The organism is Stackebrandtia soli, assembly GCF_965137155.1.
Classification (GTDB): domain Bacteria; phylum Actinomycetota; class Actinomycetes; order Mycobacteriales; family Micromonosporaceae; genus Stackebrandtia; species Stackebrandtia soli.
Genome location: NZ_CBCRZX010000007.1, coordinates 109,168 through 120,980 on the forward strand (window position 1 = coordinate 109,168; position 11,813 = coordinate 120,980).

Below are 11,813 nucleotides of genomic sequence, written 5' to 3' on the forward strand. Positions count from 1 at the left end.
TCTCGCCCAACCCGCGCCGGGTTGACCGCCATATCTCACGCCGCGACGCTCGCCTTGGGGTTGGCGGAACGGTGCGAACCGGGACGGGCACGCCGCGCGCGTACGGCGGCCAGCGACGTCGGCGCCGAGACGGGGCGGTTCTCCTGTTGCGGAGCGGTCGACGGCTTCGGTGCCGTGAACGCCTCCCCTGGCTTGCCGAGATCGTGCATCCCCACGAGAGCGCCCACACGATCGCGCAGCTCCGCGGGCGCGACGACGGCGCCTTCTTCCTTGGCGACAGTCGTGGTGACGTCGCCCAACACCTCGGACAGTCGGACGTCCAGCGCGTCGCAGATCGACGACAGCAGTTCGCTCGACGCCTCCTTGTGTCCGCGTTCGATCTCCGACAAGTATCCGAGGCTGACATTCGCGGACGCAGAGACGTCCCTCAGGGTGCGCTGCTGGGCGCGCCTGCGGCTCCGCAGCGTCTCACCGATGACTCGACGCAGCAAGACCATCGTCATCTCCTGTCTGATCCGAGGGCAGCCGTGCAACGGCACTAGCCGTATAACCGGGCAGGAGGCCAGATTACTCCGCCCCGGCTCTATCAATTCGCAACGTCCGTCATTCCGGTGAGCAGCAAGCGCAACGCGGCCGCGACGGACTGGCGTCGCACCGTGCCCCGGTCGCCGTTCAACCGGTGCTCGACACTGTGCACCGAGCCGTCGGGCGAGCGCAGGCCGATGACGACGTCGCCGGGTGGTCGCCCGCCGTGTGCGGCGGGACCGGCGACGCCGGTCGTCCCGATCCCCCAGTCGGCGTTGCCGTGTTCGGCCGCGCCGACGGCCATCGCCTCCGCGACCGGTTTCGACACGACGCCTGCCGTGTCGATGATCGAGGCGGGTACGCCGAGGAGCGCGGTCTTCGTCTCCGGGAGGTAGGCGACGATGCCGGCCGTGAACACGTCGGAGGCGCCCGGCGCGGCGGTGATCGCCGCCGCGAGCAGCCCCCCGGTCAACGATTCGGCGACCGCGATCCGTTCGCGACGGTACGTGAGTTGCGCCACGATGCGGGTGGCCAGGGCGTAGATGTCGTCGTCGGTGGTGTCAGGTGTCGCCGTCGTCACCAGAGCGACGGTATCAGGCGGCCTTGCCTCGACGGCGAATCGCGAAGACCCGGACGAGATAGTCGATCCCGGTGACGACCGTCGCGATCGTCGCCGCGCCCATGATCCACGGTCCGATGTCGCCCAGGACGCCGGTCGTCGGCCACAGGTACCAGCCGATCGCGACGACTTGGAGAACCGTCTTGATCTTGCCTCCGTGGCTGGCCGCGATGATGCCGAAGCGGATCACCCAGAACCGCAGGAGCGTGATGCCGATCTCCCGCACGAGGATGACGATGGTGACCCACCACGGCAGCGCGTCCCACGCCGACAGCAGGACCAGGGCGGTTCCGGTGAGGGCCTTGTCGGCGATGGGGTCCGCGATCTTCCCGAATGACGTGACGAGGTCGTGTCGGCGCGCCAGCCAGCCGTCGACGAAGTCCGTCGCGGACGCGAAGAGGAACACGGCGGCCGCGATCATCAGCCACTGTCGATTCGTGAAGTCGGACTCGATGAAGCAGGCGACGAACACCGGCACGAGCACCAGCCGCAGCACAGTGAGCGCATTCGCTACATTGTAGACAGAGTTGGTCATCTGATCCCCTGCCACCAATTCCCGCGACGGCACCGACGCGTCCTCAGCCGGAAGAGACGATCTCGGCCACGAGATCGACTCCGATGCTGTCAACGACCTTGGCGGTCACGATGTCGCCAGGACGCAGGTCGTCGACGTCACCGATGAGAGCGGTGTTGCCGTCGACCTCCGGGGCCTGGTGCTCGGCACGACCGTCCACACCGTCGTCGTCGACGGCGTCGATCAGCACCGAGATCGTCTCGCCGACGCGCTCGGCCGCGCGCTGCGACGACAGCTCCTCGGCGAGAACGCTGAAGTGCTCGTAGCGTTTGGCGATCTCGTCGGGGTCGACGTGACCATCGAGGTCGACTCCCTCGGTGCCATCCTCATCGGAGTATGCGAAAACGCCGATGGCGTCGAGCCGGGCGTTCGTCAGGAAGCGCTCGAGCTCGGCCACGTCCTCCTCCGTCTCGCCGGGGAAACCGACGATGACGTTCGTCCGCGCACCCGCCAGTGGACTCAGCGCCCGAACCGACTCGAGGAGTTCGAGGAAGCCGTCAGTCGATCCGAAGCGGCGCATCCGACGCAACAACGAGCGGCTGGAGTGCTGGAACGACAGGTCGAAGTACGGCGCGACCTTCTCGGTGCGAGCGATCGCCTCGATCAGCGACGGCCGCAGCTCAGCGGGCTGCAGATAGGACAACCGAACACGACTGATGCCGTCGACGGCCGCCAACTGCGGCAACAGCTTGTCCAGCGCCGCGACGTCCCCGAGGTCCTTGCCGTAGGACGTCGTGTTCTCGCTCACGAGAGTCAACTCCCGCACGCCCTCACTCGCCAACCACGCGGCCTCGGCGAGGATCTCCTCCGGCGAGCGCGAGACGAAGGCGCCCCGGAACGTCGGGATCGCGCAGAACGCGCACCGCCGGTCGCAACCACTGGCGATCTTCAGATTCGCGACGGGTCCGCCCGTCAAACGGCGGCGCAGGACCGGCAGATGCTGGGGTCGGTGGTCATCCTCGTCGGCTCGCGATGCCGGGGCGTGGCCGGGAATGACCGCTTGGGTCGCGCTGCGCTCGGTCGGAGTGATCGGCAGCAGCTTGCGTCGATCGCGCGGTTCGTGCGAGGCGATCTCCTCGCCCGCGACGATCGCGTCGAGTCGGGCGGCGATGTCGGGGTAGTGATCAAAGCCGAGGACCGCGTCGGCCTCGGGAAGACTGTCGGCGAGCTGGCGACCGTAGCGCTCGGCGAGGCACCCGGTCGCGACGACCTTGGCGCCGGTGTCGGAGGCGTCGAGCAGGGTGTCGATCGAGTCCTGTTTCGCCTGCTCGATGAACCCGCAGGTGTTGACCATCACGACGTCGGCACCGTCGCTGTCGTCGGTGACCTGCCAACCCCCTTGGGCGAGCCGGGCGGCGAGCTCCTCGGAGTCGACTTCGTTGCGGGCGCAGCCCAGGGTCATCACGGCAACGCGACGAACGGACTGTGCGGGAGCGGCATCTGACACCCCACGAGACTACCTATCGGTACGAGGACCCCCGAAACGTCTCGGCCACCAAGCGGTGCGACACCCGCCATAGTCACCGGCGCGACCGTCGTGAGCTGCCGGTTCGGGACGTAATACTGACGTAAGGAGCCAACCCCTGGCGATAGGACGCTTGCCCTGATCGGATGGACGCATGACACGTCGCATCATGACCGGCCCCCGCTGGGCCGCCGTAGTCGCCGCGATCCTGCTCATCGGTGGCGCGGTGTACTGGTTCGCCCCGCAGACCCTGCTCTACGACGTCACGGTCGACGAGACGGTGCCGACGATCGAACCGGAGGAACGCGATGACGGCGAGGACGATCCCGAACCGGACGGGCCGAGCGTGGTCTCCGATGGCGAATTCGTGACGCAGGAGCACGAGACCACCGGCACCGCCCAGTTGATCCGAAACGCCGACGGGACACATCAGATCGTCTTCCACGGGCTCGACACGTCGAACGGCCCCGACCTGCGCGTCTGGCTCACCGATCAAGCGGTGGACCCGAACGAGTGGTTCGTCTTCGACGACGGATACCACGCCGAGCTCGGGGAACTGAAGGGCAACAAGGGAGACCAGGCGTACCCCGTTCCCGACTCAGTGGACCTCGACAAGGTGTCGAGCGTGTCCATCTGGTGTGTCCGCTTCGGAGTGTCGTTCGGCGCGGCGACGCTCGTCGCCGACGCCTAGGCAACCGAGGGAAAGCGGTCCGCACCCCCGAAATCCTCGTCCCTGTCGCACCGACGGGTGACGATAGACGGATGATCGATTTCGTGGAGAGCTATGTGACCTTCGACGACGTGCTCGCCGCCCACGGCCGTGTCACCGATGCCGTGACCCGCCTGGTCGGCGACGTCGATCCCGCGCGGCTGGACGAACCGTCGGGCCTCGGCGATTGGACGTTCCGGCGGCTCGTGACGCACCTCGCCGACATCGACGACGAGTTCGCGAATCTCGCGGAGACGGGTCAGATGCCGCCCAACGAACCCAACTATCCCGACCCGATCGCCGCCGTCGGTGTGCAGGCCGCGCGGGCCGGTCGCGCGTTCGCCGCCGAGGGCTACCTCGAGACCGTGGCGCCGACACCGATCGGCCCGCAGCCGGGGAAGGTCACCGTCCAGCACGTCGTGAACGAACTTCTGACGCACGGCCTCGACCTGGCGCGCGGTCTGCGCACCGACGCGGGTTTCGCCCCCGACGACGTGGAACGCGTGCTCGCCAGTTGGCGAGCGTTCTTCGCGGGGTTCCCGCGCTCGGCGATGGGGGTGAACTTCAGCGAGGAGACGTCGATCTCGGACGAGGCGAGCGCCGCCGATCGACTGCTCGCATACCTCGGGCGCGATATATAGCAATATCTAGATGTGGCTATCGCAAATCCCCCTTGGTGGTCGACTGCTTGTCACCGACGTTCGAGCGATCAGGCGTCCGCGGTCCGCCCGGTCGGCACCCACGCCTCGACCCAGCGCCGGAAGCGGTCCGACAGGACGCGCCGGACACCCACCTCGGACAGTGTGAGGTCGTGCAGCCCGCCGTCGACCCGCGTCACCGTCACGTGCCGACCGAGCATCGGGGCCCACCGGGCGATCAGATTGGTGTCGAGGACGGTGTCGTTGCGGCTCGCCCGCTCGTTCCACACGCCCTTGAGATAGCTGCCGGTCGAGCAGGCGACGAGGATCGGCACGTCGATGGCGAGGCCCGCGTGGACGCGGCGCTGCGCCAGCCGCGCGGCCCGCACCCAACCCGCCCGGGGAGGAAGCGATCCGATGGGCTTCCAGTCGAGGTTGTAGTCCCAGGCGCCGTCCCGCGACACGTGCAGGCTCCGCCCGTACACGCCCGACGAGCGCCGGGCGAGATGCGCGCGGGGCCGGAACCGTCCGAGCAACAGGAGCGCGGGCAGGACCGTCGCCCGGGCGAGCGGCCCGCCCGCGAAGTCCAGGAACGGACTGTTCAGGACGAGCGCGTCGAGGAGGCCGTCCCGGCGGCGATCGTGTGCCCACAGCGCGGCGGTGAGGCCTCCCGTCGAGTGCGCGAGCATGACGAGGGTGTCGTGTCCGTCCACGCGCCGAATGATGTCGACTGCGGCGTCGATCTCCTCGAAGTACTCCTCCACGCTGTCCATGTAGTACGGAGTCTGGCCGGGGCGCAGGCTCCGGCCCGAACGGCGCAGGTCGAGGGCGTAGAAGTCGAAACCGAGGTCGACGAGCGCGTCGGCCACGTGCGTGTGGAAGAAGTAGTCGACGTAACCGTGCAGGAACAACACCGCGCGGCCGGTCGGTTTCCTGGCCGGACGGGACACGAGCGTAGCGACGAGAGGACCCTCGTCGTCCCGGCCGCAGTCGATGACGCGGGCGCGGTACGGATCCCCGAGGACGTCGACGTTCATGCTGACTCCCTTCACCGACAGACAGCACATCCTATATGGATAACTTGCCGGTAGGCGGGGCCTCGACTTGTGCCCGAGGACACGACGAACCCGACGCCGGGCGCGGCGCCTCGGCACGGAGGCAAGAAAGATTCCGTTGCGCCCCAAGCCCTCGCAGTCGATATATCGCCCATTCGGAGGGCTCAGCTTCCGCCGCGGATCTTCTCCAGGAGGGCGTCGAGTTCGTCGGGTTTGACGAGCACGTCGCGCGCCTTGGTGCCCTCGGACGGTCCGACGACGCCCCGGGTCTCCATGAGGTCCATGAGCCGACCCGCCTTGGCGAAACCGACACGTAGCTTGCGCTGAAGCATGGACGTCGACCCGAACTGGCTCGTGACGACCTGTTCGACCGCCTGGAGGAGGATGTCGAGATCCTCGCCGATCTCCTCGTCGATCTGCTTCTTCGGGGCGGCGACGGTGAGCACGTCGGGCGCGAACTCGGGTTCGCGCTGGTCCTTGACGAAACCGACGATCTTCTCGATCTCCCCGTCGTTGACCCAGCCGCCCTGGATGCGCACGGGCTTGCTGGCGCCCATCGGCAGGAACAGGCCGTCGCCCTGCCCGATGAGCTTCTCGGCGCCCGGTTGGTCGAGGATGACGCGCGAATCGGCCAGGGAGGACGTGGAGAACGCCAGCCGGGACGGCACGTTCGCCTTGATCAGCCCGGTGACGACGTCGACCGACGGGCGCTGGGTGGCGAGGACGAGGTGGATGCCCGCAGCCCGCGCCAGCTGCGTGATGCGGACGATCGCGTCCTCGACGTCACGGGGGGCGACCATCATCAGGTCGGCGAGCTCGTCCACGATCACCAGCAGGTACGGGTACGGCTTGTACACCCGCTCTGATCCGGGCGGCGGCTTGATCTTCCCGGCACGGACCTTGCGGTTGAAGTCGTCGATGTGGCGCACGCCCGAGGCCGCGAGGTCCTCGTAGCGCATGTCCATCTCCTTGACAACCCACTGTAGAGCGTCCGAGGCCTTCTTCGGATTGGTCACGATCGGGTTGACCAGGTGCGGGATTCCCTCATAGGCGGTCAGTTCGACGCGTTTGGGGTCGATGAGGAGCAGCCGTACCTGATCCGGCGTCGATCGGGACAAAATGGAAACGAGGATGGTGTTGATACAACTGGACTTCCCGGAGCCGGTGGCCCCCGCGACCAGAAGATGCGGCATCTTCGCGAGGTTCGCGACGACGAAGCCGCCCTCGATGTCCTTACCGAGACCGATCACCATCGGGTGACTGTCGCCCGTGGCGACACCGCTGCGCAGCACGTCGCCCAGGGACACGTCCTCCCGGTCGGTGTTCGGGATCTCGACGCCGACGGCGCTCTTGCCCGGGATCGGGCTGAGGATCCGCACGTCGGGGCTCTTCACGGCGTAGGCGATGTTGCGCGACAGCTGGGTGATTCGCTCGACCTTGACCGCCGGCCCGAGCTCGACCTCGTAGCGGGTGACCGTCGGACCCCGGGTGAAACCGGTGACGGCGGCGTCCACGTTGAACTGTTCGAAGACCTCCTGGAGCGCCGCGATGACGACGTCGTTGGCCTTGCTGCGCGACTTGGAGGGTGGTCCCGACCTCAACAGGTCCGGCGGGGGAAGCCGGTAGTCCCCCGGTTCGACCTCGGAAAGGGCGGGCTGGCGCGCCTTCCCGGGCGGGGCCGTGTGGGACGGCGGTTCGCGCCGTTCGGGGACCTTCTCCGGCGGAACGCGCTTGGGCACCGAGTCCCGGCGCACCGGAGTGGCGGGTTCGGTGGCGAGGATGTCGATGCCCGCGTCGTCCCCGTCACCGTCATCGACAAGGGAGGCTTGACGGCGTTTCGCGGGACGGCGACGCGGCTTGGGCTCGTCCTCCGCGGCCTCCATGGGGACACCGGTGTCCTCCACTTGACCGCCGCGCGTCGCCAGTTCCCACAGGGATCTCAGTCGGGGCCCGATCTGGTTGACCGGCGTGGCGGTGATGACGAGCAGTCCGAACGCGACGACGAGAGCCAGGAACGGCGCGGCGACCCACGCCGAGACGGCGGCTTCCAGGGCGCCGCCGACCACGCGCCCCGCGTGGCCGCCGGCACCGCGCAGACCCGCAGGGTCGGATGGGAGGCCGTTGCCGAGATGGATCATGCCGACGGCGCCGATCGCCAGTGCCGTCCAACCGACGACGCCTCGTCCGTGAGCCTCCGGATTGGACGCCTGTCGCATAATCCGTATGGAGCCGAGCCCCAACAGCAGCGGCAATGCCATCCCGGCCACGCCGATGAGCCAGCGGACTCCGAACGACAGGTAGTACCCGACCGGGCCGCCCGAGTCGAACCACAGCGCGACCGCGAGCAGGATCGCTAGCCCGAGAACGGCGAGGCCGAGGCCGTCACGGCGATGCGCGCTGTCGATCTCGCGGGCGGTCGCGGCCTCCTTGCCGATGGATCGGGCGACCCACCCGACGGAACGCGACATGCCGGTCCACAAACCGCGCAGGGCCATCCCGGAGGCCTCGAGCGGGCCGGGGATCTCCTTGGCTGGGCGGCGTTTGCGGGCGGTGGTCTTCGCCGCGGCGCGCTTGCGGGGCGCGCTCATCTTGCGCGCGGGCGCCCCGGCGCCACGGGCACGCGCTGGAGTCGTGCGTTTGCGGGCGGCTGTCTTCTTCGCCGCCGGTGTACGGCCAGGCATGTCCATACCGTACCGGTGTGCGGATGAACGGTCGGGCCACACGCTGGTCGGAACGGAAAGCGCCGGGCCGTCCACGAGTGCGGACGGCCCGGCGACACACCGGGGGACGGTGTCGTTACTGGATGGTGATCCGGTCGGCGATCGGGGCCGACGCTGGGTTCGACTCCGAGGTGTGCTCGGCGAACCAGGCCTTCAACGCGTCGATGTCGAGGGCGCCGACCAGGCGGTCGGTGCCCTCGGCGAACGCGGCGAAGCCGTCGCCGCCGTCCGCGAGGAAGGAGTTGACGGTGACCCGGTACGTCGCGGCCGGGTCGAGCGCCTCACCGTTCAGCGCGATGCTGTCCACAATCACCTTGTCAGCGCCGGTCGCCGTGGAGTCCACCGTGTAGGTGAATCCCTCGGAGGGCTGCAGCATGAGGTTCTTCTGCTGGTTGGCTCCGGAGAACTGCTGTTGGAGAGCGGCGATGATCTGCTCACCGGTCAGGTTCATCGTGACCAGGTAGTTGTTGAACGGCTGGACGGTGAACGCGTCGGCGTAACTGACGACGCCGTCGCCCTCGCTGCCGGATGCCTCGTAGCTGAGGTCGGCACGGACGCCACCCGGGTTCATGAACGCGATCTGAGCGGCACCGGTGGCCTCGTCGGCGGTCGCGGCGAGCTGGGTGTCGGCGATCAGATCGCCCATGGGGGACTCGACGTCGCGGGTCTCGCCCATCGGGATGTCCTCGGCGATGTAACCGACGGTCTGGTTGGCGATCGGCTCGACGAGGGTGTTGTACTTCTCGATCAGATCGGACTGCGTGCGGTCGGGGGCGACGTCACGGGTGACGACCTTGTTCTCGGCGGCGATGCTGGTGCGCACGATGTCGCGGGACCGGTGGTCGTACTCCATGTTGATCTCGGTGAAGAGACGACCGAAGGACGAACCGGACGTGACGAGCCGGGGCTGGCCGGAGGGGTCGTCGATGGTGCAGGTGTACGCCTGGTGGGTGTGCCCGGTGATGACCAGGTCGATCTGGGAGTCCAGGTTCTCGGCGATGTCGACGATGGGACCGGAGATGCCGTCGCCGGGACCGGGCGAGTCGCAGTCGTAGTTGTAGGCGTCGCCGGCGGGCATGCCGCCCTCGTGCAACAGGACCACGACGGACTTGACGCCGATCAGCTCGAGGAGCGCGGTGTAGAGGTTGGCGGTCTTCACCTCGTCCTTGAAGGTGAGGTTCTTAATGCCTTCCTGGCTGACGATGTTGCCGGTGCCTTCGAGGGTCATGCCGATGAAGCCGACCTTGGCGCCGCCGGGCATCCGCTCGACCCACACGGGGGGAAGCTCGGGCAGTCCGGTGCGCTTGTTGACGACGTTGGCGCCCAGGAACGGGAAGTCGGCACCGTCGTAGGGGTTGTCCTCGTCGACGCAGCCGTCGACCTCGTGGCAACCGCCGAACTGGATGCGCCGCAGTTCCTCGATGCCCTCGTCGAACTCGTGGTTACCGACGGCGGAGACGTCGAGACCGAGGCTTTCGAGCGCCTCGATCGTCGGCTCGTCGTGGAAGGCCGCCGACAGGAACGGACTGCCGCCGATGAGGTCGCCGGCGGCGACGGTCAGCGAGTTGTCGTGGCCCTCGCGGGCCTGCTCCAGGTGGGTGGCGAGGTATTCGGCGCCGCCGGCCTCGATCTCGACCAGTTCACCGTTGTCGTCGAGAGCCTTGACCTTCCCGGACGAACCCGACGGCGGTTCGAGGTTGCCGTGGAAGTCGTTGATGGCCAACAGCTGAATGTCGGTGGTCTTGGCATCGGCGAAGGCGGAGGGCACCGTCGCGATGGCCACGCCCAGAACGAGGGCGGCGGCGGCGCCACCACCGATCAGGCGCTTAGTCCGAATGGACATATTTAAATACTCCATGAAATGGCGGATGGTCGTGATCTGCCACGAACGCAGGTCGTCTCAAGATCGGGACGACACCTCAGCGAAACAGAATGGGCCGACCATTGGGTTACTCCCAGGTAACGAAACAGCGTCACCAGCACGGCGACCATGCGCGCACCTCAACCGTTGTGTCCACTGAGATGAAACAGGGGGCCGGACCGGGACGCATTGAAGACTAGAGGGGGCACGCTGCGCTCATGACGAAGACCATTCGCGTCACGAGTCCCGCGATCGTCACGCGGCGCGAGCGGGATCCGTGACCAGATCGACGAACAGGTCGTGCAGCTGACCGTCCGAGATGAGCGACACGAGATCCGAAGCCTCCGCGCCGTCGGGATATTCGTAGGGGCACGGCACATTCGCCGCCTCGTATTCCATTGTGTCCACCACTCGGCCCGTGCGAAGTTCGTAGACGGTGAAAGAATACGTCTGAGCGACCAGATCGGCCGACCGCTCGTAGCCGAAGAGCACATCCTCGTACTCACAGGTGTGGATCTTTTCGCCCGTGCTCGTGGCGCCGCACGCCAAGAGTTGCGCGTCCGTAGGGGTCTGCGGCGCCCACCCGCCCTCAACGTAGTCCTCGTGCTCCTCGTTGATCCCCCAGTTGCCGACGCCCTCGGTGTCGACCACGCCGTACACCCGATAGGCCGAATCCAACTCGATCGCGTTCGTCGCGATCACGATCGGATGCGGTCCCTCCCCCGTGTACTCCGCGAAGTCCTCGTGGCCGTCCAAGCCGTCGGTCGCGCCGCACAAGCGCATCACGTCGTCCATCGACTCGAAAGCCGACGTCGGCGGTTCCTCCTCCGCCTTCACCGTCTCCACCGGTTCCGGCGGACCATCGGAGGCGCAGGCGCTCACGAGCGCGACACACACGGATCCGACCACGAAGGATCTCCAGGGAGCACCCATTCAAGCCTCCTTCTCCAGCCGATCCCGATTCCAGACAGTACCGAACGCTTCGGCCCCAACGCTTACCCGACGTCACCGAGAACCGCCACCGACATCGGTCGACGACCGCCGCGTCCATTGAGGTGTCCGAGCGACGGCCGCACGGCACAACCGACGGCCCGGGGAATACGCTTCGCACATGACGAAGACCATCCTGGTAACCGGAGCGAATCGCGGAATCGGAGCGGAACTGACCTCGCTGCTCACCAAACGAGGCGACACGGTGATCGCGCTCGGCCGCGATCGCGCGGCGCTGGAGGACCACCCGGGGCCGACGATCCACGCGGACCTCAACGAACCCGGTTCCCTCGCGACCGCCGTAGCCCACATCGATCGACTCGACGTGATCGTGCACTGCGCCGGCATCGCGCACGCGGCACCCGTCGAATACACCGATGTGGACTCATGGCGGGATCACCTGACCGTCAACACGATCGCGCCCGCGGAACTCACCCGGGCGTTGCTCCCGGCGCTGCGGGCGTCACGCGGCCTCGTCCTCTTCGTCAACTCGGGCGCCGGAATGAAGGCGTCGCCGATGTTCGCGGCGTACGCCGCGTCGAAGCACGCACTGAAGGCGCTGGCCGACGCCCTCCGAGACGAGGAGCGACAGGCCGGGGTGCGCGTGTCGACGATCTATCCGGGGATCGTCGACACCCGGATGCAGCACGAGTTGCG

General features: G+C 67.6%; 11 protein-coding genes. 3 read left to right on the forward strand and 8 right to left on the reverse strand.

Going from position 1 to position 11,813, the window contains the following annotated elements:
- Positions 1-35: 35 nt before the first annotated feature.
- From ACM9NP_RS06840 to rimO, 4 genes are all read right to left on the reverse strand, one after another.
- Complete coding sequence (locus ACM9NP_RS06840) at positions 36-497, reverse strand: helix-turn-helix domain-containing protein (protein ID WP_415645747.1); 462 nt, start codon at positions 495-497, stop codon at positions 36-38.
- A gap of 89 nt (positions 498-586) precedes the next feature.
- Positions 587-1,105: a CinA family protein gene (locus tag ACM9NP_RS06845; protein WP_415645748.1), complete on the reverse strand. Its 519-nt coding sequence runs from the start codon at positions 1,103-1,105 to the stop codon at positions 587-589.
- Between the two features lie 13 nt (positions 1,106-1,118).
- Positions 1,119-1,679, reverse strand: a complete 561-nt coding sequence (pgsA, locus tag ACM9NP_RS06850; protein WP_415645749.1) for a CDP-diacylglycerol--glycerol-3-phosphate 3-phosphatidyltransferase — start codon at positions 1,677-1,679, stop codon at positions 1,119-1,121.
- Positions 1,680-1,722: 43 nt separating this feature from the next.
- The gene (gene rimO / locus ACM9NP_RS06855) at positions 1,723-3,120 is read right to left on the reverse strand and encodes a 30S ribosomal protein S12 methylthiotransferase RimO (protein ID WP_415645791.1); all 1,398 of its coding nucleotides are present in this window, start codon (positions 3,118-3,120) and stop codon (positions 1,723-1,725) included.
- Positions 3,121-3,337: 217 nt separating this feature from the next.
- Between rimO and ACM9NP_RS06860 the strand changes: the two genes are divergently transcribed.
- Both ACM9NP_RS06860 and ACM9NP_RS06865 read left to right on the forward strand, forming a co-directional pair.
- Positions 3,338-3,874 (forward strand): DM13 domain-containing protein, encoded by a 537-nt coding sequence (locus ACM9NP_RS06860; protein WP_415645750.1) that lies wholly within the window; start codon positions 3,338-3,340, stop codon positions 3,872-3,874.
- A gap of 71 nt (positions 3,875-3,945) precedes the next feature.
- Complete coding sequence (locus ACM9NP_RS06865; RefSeq protein WP_415645751.1) at positions 3,946-4,533, forward strand: TIGR03086 family metal-binding protein; 588 nt, start codon at positions 3,946-3,948, stop codon at positions 4,531-4,533.
- Between the two features lie 68 nt (positions 4,534-4,601).
- Here the strand turns inward: ACM9NP_RS06865 and ACM9NP_RS06870 are convergent, their stop codons facing one another.
- The 4 genes from ACM9NP_RS06870 to ACM9NP_RS06885 form a co-directional block, all read right to left on the reverse strand.
- The gene (locus tag ACM9NP_RS06870) at positions 4,602-5,567 is read right to left on the reverse strand and encodes an alpha/beta fold hydrolase (protein ID WP_415645752.1); all 966 of its coding nucleotides are present in this window, start codon (positions 5,565-5,567) and stop codon (positions 4,602-4,604) included.
- A 182-nt stretch (positions 5,568-5,749) separates the two neighbouring features.
- The gene (locus ACM9NP_RS06875) at positions 5,750-8,266 is read right to left on the reverse strand and encodes an FtsK/SpoIIIE family DNA translocase (protein ID WP_415645753.1); all 2,517 of its coding nucleotides are present in this window, start codon (positions 8,264-8,266) and stop codon (positions 5,750-5,752) included.
- Between the two features lie 115 nt (positions 8,267-8,381).
- On the reverse strand, positions 8,382-10,148 hold the full coding sequence (locus ACM9NP_RS06880; protein WP_415645754.1) for a bifunctional metallophosphatase/5'-nucleotidase: 1,767 nt from the start codon (positions 10,146-10,148) through the stop codon (positions 8,382-8,384).
- Positions 10,149-10,421: 273 nt separating this feature from the next.
- A complete protein-coding gene (locus ACM9NP_RS06885) occupies positions 10,422-11,099 on the reverse strand; it encodes a hypothetical protein (RefSeq protein ID WP_415645755.1) in 678 nt (225 codons plus the stop codon).
- Between the two features lie 178 nt (positions 11,100-11,277).
- Here ACM9NP_RS06885 and ACM9NP_RS06890 point away from each other — a divergent pair.
- The coding region (locus ACM9NP_RS06890; RefSeq protein WP_415645756.1) for an SDR family NAD(P)-dependent oxidoreductase at positions 11,278-11,813 on the forward strand (536 nt) is incomplete at its 3' end.